Annotated in this window: 14 protein-coding genes; 13 read left to right on the top strand and 1 reads right to left on the bottom strand. The window is 35.4% G+C overall.

Annotated elements, in window-relative coordinates; all coding sequences use genetic code 11:
- Nucleotides 1-73 precede the first annotated feature (73 nt).
- Nucleotides 74-316: a helix-turn-helix domain-containing protein gene (locus AS141_RS15710; RefSeq protein ID WP_057938623.1), complete on the bottom strand. Its 243-nt coding sequence runs from the start codon at nucleotides 314-316 to the stop codon at nucleotides 74-76.
- Between the two features lie 612 nt (nucleotides 317-928).
- On the opposite strand from AS141_RS15710, the gene AS141_RS15705 reads away from it, so the two are divergent.
- The 13 genes from AS141_RS15705 (at nucleotide 929) to AS141_RS15650 (ending at nucleotide 15,512) form a co-directional block, all read left to right on the top strand.
- Nucleotides 929-1,159 (top strand): TIGR04149 family rSAM-modified RiPP, encoded by a 231-nt coding sequence (locus tag AS141_RS15705; protein ID WP_057938622.1) that lies wholly within the window; start codon nucleotides 929-931, stop codon nucleotides 1,157-1,159.
- 257 nt (nucleotides 1,160-1,416) lie between these two features.
- A complete protein-coding gene (locus tag AS141_RS15700) occupies nucleotides 1,417-2,979 on the top strand; it encodes a cysteine peptidase family C39 domain-containing protein (RefSeq protein ID WP_057938621.1) in 1,563 nt (520 codons plus the stop codon).
- A gap of 107 nt (nucleotides 2,980-3,086) precedes the next feature.
- Nucleotides 3,087-3,320, top strand: a complete 234-nt coding sequence (locus AS141_RS26625) for a hypothetical protein (protein WP_157243498.1) — start codon at nucleotides 3,087-3,089, stop codon at nucleotides 3,318-3,320.
- A gap of 58 nt (nucleotides 3,321-3,378) precedes the next feature.
- Nucleotides 3,379-4,371, top strand: a complete 993-nt coding sequence (locus AS141_RS15695) for a hypothetical protein (RefSeq protein ID WP_157243497.1) — start codon at nucleotides 3,379-3,381, stop codon at nucleotides 4,369-4,371.
- Entirely contained in the window at nucleotides 4,328-5,404 is a 1,077-nt protein-coding gene (locus AS141_RS15690; RefSeq protein WP_057938619.1) for a 6-bladed beta-propeller, read from the top strand. Before AS141_RS15695 ends, AS141_RS15690 begins: the two co-directional genes overlap by 44 nt.
- 159 nt (nucleotides 5,405-5,563) lie before the next feature.
- Entirely contained in the window at nucleotides 5,564-7,768 is a 2,205-nt protein-coding gene (locus AS141_RS15685; RefSeq protein ID WP_057938618.1) for a peptidase domain-containing ABC transporter, read from the top strand.
- A gap of 212 nt (nucleotides 7,769-7,980) precedes the next feature.
- The gene (locus tag AS141_RS15680; protein WP_232424938.1) at nucleotides 7,981-9,069 is read left to right on the top strand and encodes an HlyD family secretion protein; all 1,089 of its coding nucleotides are present in this window, start codon (nucleotides 7,981-7,983) and stop codon (nucleotides 9,067-9,069) included.
- Nucleotides 9,070-9,086: 17 nt separating this feature from the next.
- Nucleotides 9,087-10,145 carry a lanthionine synthetase LanC family protein gene (locus AS141_RS15675; RefSeq protein ID WP_057938616.1) on the top strand — a complete coding sequence of 353 codons (1,059 nt, stop codon included), beginning with the start codon at nucleotides 9,087-9,089 and terminating at the stop codon, nucleotides 10,143-10,145.
- An 11-nt stretch (nucleotides 10,146-10,156) separates the two neighbouring features.
- Complete coding sequence (locus AS141_RS15670; RefSeq protein WP_057938615.1) at nucleotides 10,157-10,924, top strand: galactosyltransferase-related protein; 768 nt, start codon at nucleotides 10,157-10,159, stop codon at nucleotides 10,922-10,924.
- Between the two features lie 2,068 nt (nucleotides 10,925-12,992).
- Nucleotides 12,993-13,145, top strand: a complete 153-nt coding sequence (locus tag AS141_RS26620) for a hypothetical protein (protein WP_157243496.1) — start codon at nucleotides 12,993-12,995, stop codon at nucleotides 13,143-13,145.
- A 137-nt stretch (nucleotides 13,146-13,282) separates the two neighbouring features.
- Complete coding sequence (locus AS141_RS15660) at nucleotides 13,283-14,017, top strand: helix-turn-helix domain-containing protein (RefSeq protein WP_057938613.1); 735 nt, start codon at nucleotides 13,283-13,285, stop codon at nucleotides 14,015-14,017.
- Nucleotides 14,018-14,098: 81 nt separating this feature from the next.
- Nucleotides 14,099-14,539, top strand: a complete 441-nt coding sequence (locus tag AS141_RS15655; protein ID WP_057938612.1) for a VOC family protein — start codon at nucleotides 14,099-14,101, stop codon at nucleotides 14,537-14,539.
- A gap of 217 nt (nucleotides 14,540-14,756) precedes the next feature.
- Entirely contained in the window at nucleotides 14,757-15,512 is a 756-nt protein-coding gene (locus AS141_RS15650; protein ID WP_057938611.1) for an SDR family oxidoreductase, read from the top strand.
- The last annotated feature ends 177 nt before the right edge of the window (nucleotides 15,513-15,689 follow it).

Here is a 15,689-nt window from a genome sequence, read left to right as displayed (position 1 = left end):
ATTGTTGTTAATGTTTTACTCCTTTTAGTTGATACTGAAAATAGATATTACACTTTGTAGATGAAAGTTCGCTTTAGGCTTCTTTTCTTTTAGTTGGACTATCAGGAGTAAGAAAAATCCCTTCACTTGACAATAGAGCAAGTACATCCAGCTTATAAATCTTACCCATTAAAGCAAGTTGGGTAACAGATGGCTGAGATTTGTCGCTTTCAATGTTGGACAATGTTTTTTGTGAGATATTCAGGTGATCTGAAACTTCTTGTTGGGAGAGTCTTTTAGATTCTCTTGCTTTTTTTAATTTTGCGCCTATTTTCATTGGTTTTAAAAGTAAATTATTAGAAAAATATTACTGAATATTAGAAAATACGGTATAGGATTTGGAAATACAATAATCCAAATTTATAATCTTATTCTAGATATCAAAATTTTAGTTAGGATTTTTTTAGAAAAAATCATTGAATGACTGTATCAAAACATGCCTGATTGTATATAAATGTGATTATTCTAATAAATTCTTTTTTGAAGGATAAAACTCTTCTCACTCTCAATATTCTCATTTACGATGGAATAGGAGAAAAACATCTATCACTTAGTGGCAACAGCGAAACGATGGACACATAAGGATAAATTAAAAAATTAGGGGTTTAAAGAAGGGGAATACGCAGCTTCTTTTGAGGGAAATCATCCCATAAATGAAGGCAGTATATAAGATAAGTCATGCTTCAGCGGATTCATAAAAATATAGAATACCGAAGACCGTTGACCGAAGGGGCCTCGAATCTGGAATAGTTTATTTTAAGATGCCTCCTCTTGCGGCGAGTACAAAAGCGGATGTACATTAAAAAAATATTCATTCGCGGTGAATGGGCATAATCCCAGATGTCCTTAGTTGGCTGGGTTCTTTTTGGAAATTTTAAATTCTGCAATTATGAAAAAGTTGAGTTTAGGGAAATTGAAAATTCTTTCAAATGAAGTTTTGGAAAAAAGCCAGCTGTCTACTGTTTATGGTGGTTCAGGGGGGTGTTCCTATAGTTGTTACTGCGGTGGGGTAGGCGGTTGTGGACAAGATTACCCTTTTGCTGTTACTGCAGATAGTTTAAGTGAAGCCCAGACAAGCGCCGCTGGGAAGTGTCATGGGTTGGGGGCAACTTGTGCCTGATGGTGCTTTTAAGTAATCTAGGTGGGGCTGAATAAGGGACACTTATTTTTATCAGCCCTATAAATGATCCAAAATTTATTCAAGGCAGGGTGTTAATCATTCTTCAGGTTCTTTAAGTTTTGGCTTTTGGATGAATGGGGAAAGGCCAAGAAAAAAATTACTGAACATTAGAAAATACGGTATAGTAATTTGCTTTTTATTCTCTCAAATTCATTGCTCAAACAAATCTTTTTTTTCCAATACTTTTCCCATAACCCATGGCTAACTGTGTAAAAACTTCCAAAAGAATGCTAGAGTCACTTGGAATAGCTTATACAGAAAGTTTTTTAAATGAATTGATACTTATCCATCCACAGTATCCAAGTCTTCTTTCAATAGCAGATGCTTTAGAGGAATATGGGGTAGGATCATTGGCGGTTAAATTGGAGCCTAATCAATTGAATGTAATCACATTTCCTGCTGTAGTACACGTCCGGTTGACTGATGATTTCTTCTTTTATACCGTTAGTTCTATTTCTGATCAAACTGTTAACTGTTTCGATGAACAGGGAAATGTTATAGTGCTGTCAAAATATGAATTTTTGAAAATCTGGACCGGAATTGCATTATTGGTGGAAAAGATGGACGGAGCTATTGAACCTGGGATAAAAGAAAGGATAAGGGATAGATGGATCATAGCAGGTGTCTCATTATTATGTGCTTCCAGTCTTTTAACATTGCTGATTTTTATTTATTCAGGAGACAAGCTTACACTGGGATCAATATTTTATTTTGTATTAAAATTATTAGGGTTGACAACCTCAATAATCCTGCTTTGGTACAAACATGATAAAGGTAATTCTATTCTTCAAAAATTCTGTTATTCTGGAAAAAGTGTGGATTGCAACACATTGTTAAATTCAGATACATTTCAGCTTTTGAATGGAAGAATTAATCCAAGCATCCTAGCTTTTTCCTATTTTTTTGCAGGAACTGTAGTAATGGTAAACCATTCATTAGACCCTTCGCCGCTTTTGGCTTGGATGAGTTTGGTAGGGATCCCGGTTGTGATTTTATCATTGTATTATCAGGCCGTTGTGATTAAAAAATGGTGCAGGTTCTGTTTAACAATAGGGGCAATTATGGCAATGGAAGTGATTTCTGTTTTGGCAAGTGGTTCTTATTCTGGAGAGCTAAGGAAAACCGACATTCCCCTATTTATCATGTTATTCACGGGTGTGACTCTAGCTTGGATTTACATTGTCTCTCTCATAGGCAAACATGATGAAATCTTAAAAACGAAAAGAAATTTAGCTAAGCTTAAAGGGAATAAGATGTTATTCGAAGTGGCTTTAAAACAGTCTAGAAAAATTACTAACAACCCAGAGGAAATAGGGATTGTGTTTCGGGGAGAGAACCCAAAATATAAAGTCCTAAAAATAAGCAGTCCCTACTGTGAGCCTTGTTCCAAGGTTCATCCTATTTTGGAAAGGCTTCTTGAAAAAGGAAATATTGATCTTCAAATACTATTCACTCCTGGAGAGGGAGACGAGATAAAAGAAAAAACTATCCGGCATCTGGTTTCTATAGCAGATAATGGAAATCCTGAACAAATACGCCAAGCGTTAGATGTCTGGTATAGCGCAAAGAAGAAGGATTATAATGCCTTTGCAGATAAATTCCCCATAAATGGAGAGATGGATTTTCAGGATAAGAAAATTAAGGCTATGGAGGAATGGTGTACAAAAGAACAGATTTCCCGCACCCCAACTTTATTTATCAATGGTTGCGAGTTACCAGAAGGCTACACGGTAGAGGATCTGAAGTACTTACTAAACTGACTAGGAATAGCTTGGCTATTAAAAATATTCAATCGCGATGAATGGACATATTTCCCAGATGTCCATAATAGACTGGGTTTACTTTGTAAATTTTAAATTTTAATAGCATGAAAAAGTTAAATTTAGGTAAATTAAAACTTCATTCTAATGATGTATTGGAAAATAGTCAATTAGCGACTGTATATGGAGGTTCAGGTGGTTGTACATATACATGTTACTGTGGGTTTGTGGGAGGATGCGGCGAAAATTCTCCATTTACAGTAACAGCTGATAGTTTAAGCGATGCTTTATGGGGAGCTGGTCTCGCCTGTAATGGTAGGGGCGCTACTTGCAGCGGTTAATTTCAAGTTTCTGAATATTTTAGTGGGGCTATTAAAGCCCCACTTAACCAATTTTACTATGTTTTTATTCATTTCTATTTTATACGTAATATTTAATTATTCCAATCAGCAAAATATTGAAATCAAACATAATTATTTAGAAAGAATTAATGCTTCCAAGGTTTTTGAAGATGTTTTGATTTTTGACTTGAACAAGGATTATATTAATATTCAGGATTTAGTTGTCGCTGAAGATTTTTATCTTATAGCTCCTGGAGAGGAAGACTCTAAAGGATTTGCAACTTCTGTATCAAAAATTGATAAGTCAGGTAAATTTTTGGAAGAGATTTATAGATCAAGTGATGGATCTGTTATTCAGGGTATTGCTTTTGATTCAAGAAATGAATTGTTGATTGTAGGTCACATCAATAAGGCTGTCTCTATTGATATGAATAATAACATGGTTGTTAAAGAAGTAAATTTCGAAAAACCAATTAATAATCTCAAAATATTTAAAGATGAGCTTTATGTTTCTGGAATTAATTATTCTGAAAGTTCAAAATATTATTACCTTGAATCTTATGATCCTGTCTCCTTGAAGATAATTAGCGATGAAAAACAAATGAAATATGAAGTTGAAAGAATTAAAATATCAAGGCCCGCTTCCTTGTCTATAAGCGATCAATGTATTAATGTTTCTATGGGGCAGGTTAATGAAATTTATTCCTCAAGTAATGACTTTAATACACCGATTATTAGCCTGAAAAATATGTATCAGGATAAAGAAAGTCAATTTGACATTATATTTTCAGTTAGTCAAGGAGTAATTGGGGAATTTGTTACAACTCGATTCAACTACTTGAATAATTCATTCATTTATTTTTATAATCTGAAATCCAATGAGCAATATCTAAGTAAAATTGGTGAGAGTTCTGGTTTTTATGATGATATCAAAAATTCAGGATTTTATACTCTCCATTTTACAAATTCTAACCAATACATGTTTTCTTATAAAAAAACTAAATTGAATGATGGGAAAATTTCAGTTGCATTATTTAAAATTAAGTCTTAGTTTGGTTTTTCTTCATTCTTTGAGTTGCTCTTCTCCGAAGAGCAAGGGGATTACTACCTATGAAGTCCCAAAAGCAGGTGAGTCTAACTACGATCTTTCGGAGCTTTCTAAATCAATTGACTATATTTCCTTAGAGACAAATGAAGAATCCTTTTTAAGCTTAATCCAAGACATAGAAATATACAAAGATAGAGTTTTTGTGGTAGATTTTCCTGGAAGAATTCTTGTTTTTGATATAAATGGTAAGTTTCTACAAAGAATCGGAAAAGAGGGAGAAGGGCCAGGGGAATTTTATAATTTAAATTCATTTGTAATTAATAAGGAGACTGAGACTGTCCATGTTGCTTCAGGAAGAAGGTTAATATCTTATACACTGGATAATAAATTTATAGGGGAGAAAAGCTTTCCTTTTTTTATTGATTTTATGGAAATAGTTAACAATAAATTAAGTCTTGTAGCGGGCGAGGATGGGGTTAAATCTGGCGATAGGTATGTGAATAAACGTTCTTTATTTATGCTTGATTCTGATTTGATTGTTGTTGATTCAATACCTCTTCTCCATATTGAAATGGAGAAGCAGATGGGAGCAACTTACCCTTATAAGAACTATGTGTCAAAAGTTGGTAAGGAAGATTTTATTTTTTCTCCTGTCCTTTTTAATGAAGATGTCATCAGAGATACCCTTTATAAAGTCCAAAATGGTCATTTGGTTCCTTTTTTAAAGCTGAACTTTGAGGGCCCTCTATTTAATGAGGATGGGAAAAAATTAATTCTTTTAAAGAATATTTTGTTATCAAAAAATTTCTTGATTTGTGAATATGATAGAGAAGGTGGTAGTATGTTTTATATTCGAAATAGAGGTGATGATTTTTCACTTAATTTAAAAGATGGGGTTTTAATTGACGATGATGAAATTGTAGTTCTAAGGCCTCTCAATCTTTCTCAGGATCAATTCTATTTTATTAAGACTACTAATTTCTCTGATATTTTGGAAGAAGAATTGAATCCAGTAATTGGAATCGTTAAGCTTTAATATGGATATTTGTTGTGAAAATTTATGGCTTAACTATAATATGCTTTATTCTTACATTTAATTTGTAATTTATCAAATGCAGCTTTGTTTTACTCCATGATTGAAGTACTTTTTACTTAATTGTCAGAGAGGGTTTCTGCTTAATTTCTATCTAATTGTATGTCGACTTTTCCTTTCTATAAGCAGCCTGATTTCAAGGATTGTGGTCCTACATGTTTGCGAATTATAGCTAAACATTATGGGAAAAGTATTTCTCTTCAAGAAATTCGTACGCTTTGTGAAACTACTAGATCAGGTAGCAATTTGCTGAAATTGAGCGAAGCGGCTGAAACAATAGGCTTCAGAACACTTGGAGCACGGTTAAATTTTAATAAACTGAAAAGAGCCCATTTACCGGTGATCGTTCACTGGAGAGACAAACATTTTGTGGTAGTATACAAAATCAAGGGCAAAAAAGTTTTCATGTCAGATCCAGCCTACGGGTTGGTAAATATTCCACAAGATGAGTTTATTACTCATTGGGTTGGGAAGGGGGCAAATCAGGATACTAAAGAGGGTGTGACATTGTTACTTGAAACTTCTCCGAATTTTAAAAGTCTTGATTGGAACTCTTCCGAAAAGCGCTCTTTGAACTTTTTGTTTCAATACTTATTTAAGTATAAAGCACTTATTGTTCAGCTTTGTCTAGGACTCTTGCTGGGTAGCATCGTGCAACTCATTTTCCCCTTTCTTACACAGAGTATTGTTGATATAGGTATTCAAAATCAGGATATTGATTTTATCTATTTAATATTACTGGCCCAGTTGATGTTATTTTTTGGACGTTCAGGAGTAGAGATATTTAGAAGCTGGATATTTCTTCATTTGAGTACGAGAATTAATATTTCATTGGTATCTGATTTTTTTATTAAATTGATGAGGTTGCCTATTTCTTTTTTTGACACTCGTATGACTGGCGATATAATGCAACGTATAGGAGATCATACCCGAATAGAAAATCTTCTTACAGGTCAGACATTAAATACATTATTTTCATTTTTTAATTTTTTAGCTTTCGGGTTTATTCTTTTTTATTATAGCTCTTATATTTTTTTAATTTTTATTATAGGAAGCGTTTTTTATGTGTTATGGATATTATTTTTCTTAAAAAGGCGTAAAGAGCTCGATTATCTTCGTTTTGCCCAAATGAGCCGTGAACAAAGTACCGTTATTGAGTTGATCAATGGTATGCAAGAGATTAAAATGAATAATGCTGAAAAGCAAAAACGTTGGAAGTGGGAGTATGTGCAGGCCAATTTATTCAATGTTTCTATAAAAACACTTTTTCTTGAACAGATTCAGGGTGTGGGTTCCTCTGTTATCAATGAGCTTAAAAATATATTTATAACTTTTGCTTCAGCTGTTTTAGTGATTGAAGGGCAACTCACATTAGGTATGATGATGTCGTTGCAATATATTATTGGACAAATGAACGGCCCAGTAGTAGGATTTGTCTCTTTCATTCGTGTTTATCAGGATGCTAAGATAAGTTTGGCCCGCCTTAATGAGATTCACGAAAAGGAAGATGAGGAGAATGCAGAAGTACATTATGTTACTTCATTAACTCCCGGTGAGAGCCTGGAAATTTCAAATCTTAGTTATAGGTATCCAGGCTCTGAGGATAATGTGCTTAAGGGGATTTCGATGACAATCCCCGCAAAAAAGATTACAGCTATCGTTGGGGCCAGCGGTTGTGGGAAAACGACTTTAATGAAGTTATTGCTTAAATTCTACGATCCTTCAAAAGGAGAGATCCGATATGGAAGATTCGGATTGGATAATATTTCAGCGCAGCTTTGGAGACAACACTGTGGTGTGGTAATGCAGGAAGGATATATTTTTAATGATACTATCGCAGCCAATATAGCAGTGGGTCATGACATTATTGATCAGCATGAATTGCTCAATGCTGCTAAAACTGCAAATATATATGATTTCATTGAGTCCCTTCCGAAAAAGTTTAACACAAAAATAGGAAATGAAGGTACAGGAATAAGTACAGGACAAAAACAACGTCTGTTAATTGCCAGAGCAGTATATAAAGATCCCGATTTTTTATTTTTTGATGAGGCTACCTCGGCTTTAGATTCAAAAAACGAAAGAATAGTGATGGATAATTTAAATAAGTTTATGCACGGGAAAACCGTGTTTGTTATTGCTCATCGCTTAAGTACAGTTAAGAATGCTGACCAGATTATAGTTATGGATCAAGGTGAAATTCGTGAGGTGGGGACTCACGATAATTTGGTTTTAATGGAAGGCGTATATTTTAATTTGGTTAAGAATCAATTGGACCTGGAGAAGATGAACGGTAATCAAATATGAGTAGAAAAAAGCACTTTGAAGATAATCTAAATCTTCGCTCTGATGAAGTTCAGGAGATAGTTACAACTCCTCCTTCATGGCTTATTAGGTGGGGCATAACTATTGTGTTTATAGTTATCACAATATTTGTTTTTTTATCCTTTTTCATAAAATACCCTGATTTTATTTTGTCAAGAGTAATAGTTACAACTGTTGAACCAACTGAAAGAGTAATGGCAAGAGCCTCGGGTCAGATTGAGAAAATTTGGGTTTCAAATGGTCAGATGGTTAAGGAAGGTGATCCATTGGCCAGTATTAAAAGTACCACCCCAGTGCAAAATGTTTACTTTTTAAAGGGGATTTTAGATGAAATCCCTTTTGGGAAAACAAATAATTATTGGTTTCCGATTGATTCAGTATCGAATAAGTCTTTAGGTGAAATTGATGTGGCTTTTGTGGAGTTTGAAAGAAATTATTTGGAATTCAGACTTCTTGAAAACCTTCAGCCGTTTATGGGGCAAATTGAGGGGGAATTGCAGTCGGTTGAAGAAATTCATGAGAGGTTGGATAGGCAATTGGCGCTGAAGGGAATATTGGAGAGGAGGGTTCAGTTAGTAGAAAGTGATTTTGTCCGGAATAAAGTTCTTTTTCAGCAAGGTGTAATATCAGCAAAGGATTTTGAAAGTAGAGAGATGGAATATTTACAGATTCAGGAGCAGGTCAACGGAATGGCTATTTCTATTTCTCAGTTGCAGGAGGCACTAATCAATGCAGGGCAATCCGTGAAAAACATTAAAGTAGCTAAAGAGCAGGATGAATCAAGAACCTTAATAAAATTAATCCAGGCATATCATAAATTGAAAAGAGCTGTTAGGGAATGGGAAAACCAATATTTGCTTGTTTCTTCAACTAATGGGTTGATTAGCTTTCAGGGTGTTTGGGGAGAGAATCAATTTGTTGATTTAGGCGAGCATGTTTTTTCAATACTTCCAACTAGGCATACAGAACTATTGGGTAAAATGACTGTTTCCTCCCAAAATGCAGGCAAAATAGAAATCGGACAAAAAGTATTGATCAAAATTGATAATTTTCCCTTCCAGGAATTCGGAACTTTAAAAGCAGTCGTAAAGAGTATTTCAGTCTCTCCTGATAAGGATGGGAATTATTTAGTCTTTGGTACTTTTCCTGATGGAACAGAAACTACATATGCCAAGAATATCCCGATTAAACAGGAGTTGTTGGGCACCGCAGAAATAATTACCGAAGACTTAAGCTTGGCTCAAAGGATATTTTTCAAACTAAAATCAGCGACTGATTCTTGAAATTTAAACAATAATGTATGAAAGAGGTATTAAATAAATTTGATGAGATCAATAGAAGGTTGACGGAGGGAGCAATCGAAGAGTGTGGAATGGGCCTATTAAACGGAAAGTTAGGTTTATGTATCTACTTTTTTCATTTGGCAAGGCAGACAGGGAAAGCGGAATATCAAGAAATGGCAGAGAACTTAATCTCGGAAGTTTATGAGAATCTGGGTAAAAATAAAACCTCTACCGATTTTGAAATGGGGTTGGCAGGAATAGGTTGGGGGATCAGCCATCTAGTCTCATCGGGTTATGTGGACGCTGACCTTGATGAGGCGTTAGAGGAATTAGACGACGAGATATATGTTTTTCTAGTTGATAATATTGGTAGTGTACCATCTAATTCCAGAAATGGAATTATCGGTTATATTTTTTATTGTCTTGTTCGTATTGAGCATTCATCGAAAACCGGTAATGAAACTAATATTTATATCTTCAAAAAGTTAGCAAGCGAATTATTTAATCAGTTAGGGCAATTGATCGAGGAAGAAAAAATTCAGGATCGGGAGCCAATCCTTTTTAGCATTTATTGGGATTTGCCATTAATTTTAATTTTAATATCAAAGGCTAAGTCCTTAAATATTAATAGGTTTAAATTGGAAAGGATACTGGATTATTTAACACCTATCTTAGTTTCTTTATATCCGAATCTTCATAGTAATAGGCTCTATTTGTTACTAGGGATGGAATATGCTTTGAAAGAGTTTGAAAATTCTTCATTAAGAAGACATTCCGCTCTTTTAAAGCAGTCTATTGATGTTGTTGAAGTTGTAAATACAGAATTAAAAAACTTAAATATTAGTGTTAGCGATGGTGTTTGTGGATTATACTTTATAAGTAAAGAATTGTCAAAAATTACTCAAGATGAAACCTTTTTAATTCCTGCTGAACTGATTGGTAGAAAAATTAATAACGCGATATGCTGGCGTGATTTGGAATTTTACTCTCCTTTTCTTAAAAGTATTGGAATAATTTCCGGTTTAGCTGGACTAGGGTTGACATTGTTAGAGTTTATTGAAACTGAAAAAGATTAATATAAATTAATATGGATAATTTAGACGACTTGACTTTTTTGATGCCATTGAGGATAGATTCAGTAACCCGGCTAGAGAACACGCTGGCAGTTGTTGATTTTTTACTCAAGAATTTCAGTTCTGAAGTAAAAATTCTTGAAGCTTCGGACAGGAATACAGGGTTGCTGCAAAGACTATTACCGTCAGTGGTGAAATATGAATTTGTTGAAGATTTGGATAATATTTTTCACAGGACAAAGTATATTAATCATTTGGTTAGGTCAGTAGATACTAAATTTGTTGGAGTTTGGGATACAGATATTATTGTCCCTGCTGGTCAGGTATTTGAATCATATGATTTAATGAGTGCTGATCTTGCTGATTTTGTAACTCCTTTTAAAGATAAATTTTTAGATACCTCTACTATTGTAAGATCCCTTTATCTTCAAACTCGAGATATAGAAGTCTTACGAAAAAGTGCAGGTAAAATGAAACATTTATACAATCCTAATCCGGTTGGGGGAGTTTTTTTTGCTCAAAGAAATAAGTATATATTAACTGGAATGGAGAATGAGAATTTCTACGGTTGGGGTAGAGAGGATGGTGATAGGGTTAATAGATGGAAAATACTTGGTTTTAAACATGAACATGTTGATGGCGTACTTTATCATCTTTCTCATGAAAGAGGTCAAAATAGTAAGTTTCATAGCCCGAATCAGGACAATCGAAAAATTGTAGAGGTTTTTAAATCAGTTGTAATGTCTAAGGAGGAACTCCGAAATGAGGTTAAGAAATGGTAAAAATATTATAATGATCGTTGCCTATTGGTTCAATAACCCTTTAATAACTAACTAGTCTGCTGAATAACTCAGGGGGGGCTGCGTGCTGAACACAACCCAGCGGGTCGAGGGATCCAGGCCATTGTAAAAAGGAGTTTCAAATCCTGTGAATGGTAGCTGGTTTTGGCTGGTTTATTCACTGCATGGTGCAAACCTTTTTGAACAAGCCTTTTAATTATTGAGAACAACCAATCTATTTCTTATCTCGGATCTACATCTGGCGCAGGATGGATGGACTTCTGCTAAAGAAGAGGGTCGGGATGAGGTCAAGAAGCGTATTACAAATTGGTAAGTATAACTGGGTGGAATTACAAATTCCGCCCAGCTATCACGAGCTATTTGACTACACCCGGAAGGGTTATCGGTCAAATACCTGTTTTTATAAACTTTCCGCAGAAATTCTCAACCAACTGGTACAAATGATTGAGGAAGAAAAAGTTCAGGACAGGGAGCCACAATTGTTCAACGTCTTTTGGGACCTGCCTCTTGTACTGATGCTGCAAAGGCAAAAAATGACTGAAGTTTTCAGATCGATTACTAAAGCAATTGGAAGAATTGGGAATTGAAGTCAAAAATTAGCGAAAGCAGATGAAGGAAAGTAGGGTCCTTGAAATATTTGCGTTTGATTGAAAACCTCCCTGAGGGACATTGATTAGCAACAATTTACTGAATTTTAGTAATAAGGGAATAGGAATTAGTTGGTGTTTTGCCCAAATTTATTTGATCGTAATGAATGGGCACAGTCCTGAGTATCTTCACGTTTTGAAGGAGAAATATTTAAATCCTCAAAAAAATGAAAAATTAAAATCCCCTAAATTGGCGCCTTAGGAGATGCTGACAAGAGGTGAATTATTCTAAATTTATGGAGGATCAGATAGTGAAGGAAGTTGTGCGGTTTGGTTTAATGATGGATATTAATTTCCTGTTACAAATTGTGACAGTCTCATAGAAGTACATAAAGAACATAAAGGTCCGGATCAATGTAACAATGCTAGATGGCTAGTTATAAAAATGTTGTTTTTATGAAGACTGCATTTTTTGTGTTTAATGTATGGGATTTATTCTTAAATTGATATCTGTTTATTTCAAAGGTTAATAGAATTATGATTAAAAGAGTTAATTCTCGAAAAGTTGAATTTAAGTAGCAATGTAATTATTCCAAGAATTCAATTGGACTCGGAGTACGGAGGTTCAGGAAGTGTGTACAATGTGCACTTCCATAACCAATAGTAACCCACTTTACGTGATTTAAAACTTACTCGGATGATAGTGAAAAAAAATACTGAAAATTGGTGTTTTATTTATAATGATATCTAATTTCGAATATACCTTTACTAATGTTCATGTTTAATTATATGTAATACACTATCTATTAGAAAAATTATAAATTATTTAAAATTAAACCATTATGAAAAAATTAAACTTAGGAAAGCTAAAAATATACAATGCTGAAATCCTTCACCGAAATGATATGTCTCAGCTGTATGGTGGTTGCGGTGGCTCTACTCATACATGGAGGTGTGAATGTAGTTATTATCCTGGTTCTTATACTACATTCGAGAGTACTGATCAGGAGGCTCCTGGTTATGCCCTGGATATAAGTACGAGTTGCCCGTCTAACGATTTGCACTGTTCAAAAATCTATTAGTAATTAATCATTATTACTGACTAAGAAAGTGAATTGCATACTACTTCCTAGTAAGTTATGCAATTGGCTAATGGGTGTTTTCAATATTAGAAGAGCTTCAAAAAGATTTCTGATAATGTAGGTTCTACCACTAATTTAATGGAAGTCGGGTAATGAAAACCTGACCAGTAGTTTGTTACTTAATATTAGAGACCGTCATTTAGCCTTTAAAGGCCCATGAGTGCATGTCCTCTTTCATTTAAACCCACCAAAAGTCATATTTTCCACTAACTTAAGGGTAGAACCATAGAAATGACAAAAAATCGGTAAATGTTTTAGTATTGACTTTGTCGATTTGGTTGGTTTTTATTGTGATAAGAATGCACGGCATATTTCCAATGGATGCATTCAAGAGGAGGGAAAGAACTTTTCCAGACTGAAGATTGGTTCCCTGTTAATATAGAGGCAGGTCCCTCTGAGCTGGAAAGCAAGAAGGAAGAATTTCTAGAACCAAATCAGCAAAAGGAGTCCCGGCTGACCATAGGGTCGGCATGATGCCGTGGTATGCTGACCTCCTTTGGGGACGGGTTACCGCTATATTATAGGCTATCCTATACCTTTTCCCAGCAGTTATCCTTAATGGGGGGCTGGAAAAAGGAATTTGACGTCAATGAAAATCTGAGAAGAGAAATATGATTTACAACCAGATTAGTCCTCACTCCGATTTAGCAGACTACATTGACACTTTTTGGACGGTGGAAGGTCTCGGGCAGCAATTGGAAAAACAGTCCATATTGCCTGACGGTTGTGTTGACCTTATTTTTAACTTAGGAGAAGATTGCAAAACAACTAATGGAAGGTTGACAATGCAATCAGGGAAAACTTATTTGGTGGGCACGATGACCGCTTTCCAAGAGAGCTTCTTAGATTCAACAACCAAACTTACAGGTGTCCGTTTCAAACCTGCCGCCTTTTCTTCATTTTATAAGTTCACTCCGTTGAGTGAAATCACTGACAAGACCATAGAATTTGATCAAGTGCTTTCTCCTGAAATCCATAAGGTAGCACAGCATTCTGTATCCTATCTTAACGCGTATTTTTTGAATGGACTGACCAACGCAAGGCATAACCTATTTAATGTTGTAAACGATATTCAAACAGCCAACGGGCAAATCAGCATTGACACATTGGCAAAGAGAAATTATACCACAGGGAGACAATTAGAAAGGAGTTTCAAAAAGCATATTGGAATAAGTCCAAAAGAGTTCGCTAACATTGTTCGTTTCAGGGTTGCCCTTTCAAAAATAAAGCACAACAAACAGCGAAAAAGCTTATTGGATATTGCTTTTGACTGTGGTTACTACGACCATGCCCATCTGACCAACGAGATAAAACGATACACGGGACTTGCCCCATCCCGATTCTAATTTTGTCGTTTTTTTCCAAAGTGGAGCTTTCTCAACAACCTAGCTTTGCAGTGTAATCAATAATAGCAAAACAAATTTAAAATGGAACAAAGAATCAGTGTGCTGACCATTGGAGCAGAAAATTTGGAGGCGATGAGAAATTTCTATGAAGATATCCTGGGATGGACTCCTGTAGCCGAAAATATGGATATCGTTTTTTACCAAATGAACGGTTGTTTATTTAGCATAGGAAAAAGAAAAGAATTAGCGAATTTTATAGGTGTCAATGCAGAAGGCAGTGGGTTTCGTGCGGTTACTTTTGGCTATAATGTCCCGACTGAACCAGAAGTATGGAAGCTTTATGACCAACTTAAATCGAAGGGAGTGAAAATTTTGAATGTGCCTACTGAGCCACCTTTCGGAGGCGTGTTTTTTTATTTTGAAGATATAGAAGGCAATATTATCGAGATTGCCTACAGTACCTTTATCCCGCTTGATAAGGATAATAATGCCATTGGTCATAAACCGATTGACCACTTGTAACTTTAAAAAATCAAAACAATGAAATCGAAAATCCCTAGCACTTGGTTCCCAAAATAAGCAATTCGGAATGCGATTTATAAACCTGCTTCTCTACAGACAGGAATGCAGCTATGATTAGGGGGATTTTAAAATCGGAAAGCGCCCCAATTAGCAAGTTTCGGGTTTCCTGACTTAGTACGCATTCCAATCTTTGTATCAGAAATCAAAACGAAACCTAATGCAAAGATTTAAGAACAGATTCGCGCTCATTACAGGCGGAACAAACGGAATGGGTTATGCTACAGCCCGACAATTTATCAACGAAGGAGGCACGGCAATAATTACAGGTCGAAGTAATGAAACAGTAAGTAATGCGGTTAAAGAACTCGGACCAAATGCGCTGGGTATTACCTCCAATGCCGGCAGTATGAAAGATATTCTACAACTGCAGGACCAGGTGAGGCAACATACAAACAGGATAGATTTGCTGTTTGCCAATGCAGGATACGCTAAGTTCGCACCATTGGAGAATGGAGACGAAGCCCATTTTGATGAACTCTTCAATATGCTGGTTAAAGGCACTTTTTTTACAGTACAACAAATGTTGCCCTTGATGAAAAAAGGTAGTGCCATCGTTCTTAATACCTCTGTTGTAACCGATATGGCAGTGCTAAATTTCTCAGTCTATACCGCTGCAAAATCGGCTGTGCAATCCTTTATCAAATCTTTCGCTGCTGAATGTACTGATAAAGGGATTCGGGTTAACGGGATAAGCCCTGGATATATCAGCACCAATGGCTTTAACAATACGGGATTAAGTCAGGAACAGATAGCTGGTGCTATTCAAAGCATTATTCCTACAATACCCTTCAAGCGCTTTGGCGAGCCTACAGAAATAGCACATGCAGTTCTTTTTCTGGCATCAGAAGAAGCGGCATACATTCATGCAACCGAATTAAAGGTGGACGCGGGAGTTTCAACAATAGGCCAATGAAAAAAGCTATGCAGTCCTTCCGAATATGTTAACAGGCAAATTGAATAAATTTGATTCCTTTTTTCTTTTGCCGTAATGCAAAAGAAAGTAGGGAGAAACCACCTACTATCGAAATGGTTAATAGGGGATTGACTTTCTGCGATGATTCAATTTTAAAATCTTCGTTTAGTCTGTTCC

Source organism: Algoriphagus resistens (assembly GCF_001442615.1).
GTDB lineage: Bacteria > Bacteroidota > Bacteroidia > Cytophagales > Cyclobacteriaceae > Algoriphagus > Algoriphagus resistens.
The sequence above is the reverse complement of the archived record's forward strand: the minus strand, read 5'-3'. Positions and strand labels throughout refer to the sequence as shown.

Coding starts and splice junctions, on each gene's coding strand:
- AS141_RS15710 (WP_057938623.1), bottom strand. CDS start 316: ATGAAAATAGGCGCAAAATTAAAAAAAGCAAGAGAATCTAAAAGACTC.
- AS141_RS15705 (WP_057938622.1), top strand. CDS start 929: ATGAAAAAGTTGAGTTTAGGGAAATTGAAAATTCTTTCAAATGAAGTT.
- AS141_RS15700 (WP_057938621.1), top strand. CDS start 1,417: ATGGCTAACTGTGTAAAAACTTCCAAAAGAATGCTAGAGTCACTTGGA.
- AS141_RS26625 (WP_157243498.1), top strand. CDS start 3,087: ATGAAAAAGTTAAATTTAGGTAAATTAAAACTTCATTCTAATGATGTA.
- AS141_RS15695 (WP_157243497.1), top strand. CDS start 3,379: ATGTTTTTATTCATTTCTATTTTATACGTAATATTTAATTATTCCAAT.
- AS141_RS15690 (WP_057938619.1), top strand. CDS start 4,328: ATGATGGGAAAATTTCAGTTGCATTATTTAAAATTAAGTCTTAGTTTG.
- AS141_RS15685 (WP_057938618.1), top strand. CDS start 5,564: ATGTCGACTTTTCCTTTCTATAAGCAGCCTGATTTCAAGGATTGTGGT.
- AS141_RS15680 (WP_232424938.1), top strand. CDS start 7,981: ATGGCAAGAGCCTCGGGTCAGATTGAGAAAATTTGGGTTTCAAATGGT.
- AS141_RS15675 (WP_057938616.1), top strand. CDS start 9,087: ATGAAAGAGGTATTAAATAAATTTGATGAGATCAATAGAAGGTTGACG.
- AS141_RS15670 (WP_057938615.1), top strand. CDS start 10,157: ATGGATAATTTAGACGACTTGACTTTTTTGATGCCATTGAGGATAGAT.
- AS141_RS26620 (WP_157243496.1), top strand. CDS start 12,993: ATGCATTCAAGAGGAGGGAAAGAACTTTTCCAGACTGAAGATTGGTTC.
- AS141_RS15660 (WP_057938613.1), top strand. CDS start 13,283: ATGATTTACAACCAGATTAGTCCTCACTCCGATTTAGCAGACTACATT.
- AS141_RS15655 (WP_057938612.1), top strand. CDS start 14,099: ATGGAACAAAGAATCAGTGTGCTGACCATTGGAGCAGAAAATTTGGAG.
- AS141_RS15650 (WP_057938611.1), top strand. CDS start 14,757: ATGCAAAGATTTAAGAACAGATTCGCGCTCATTACAGGCGGAACAAAC.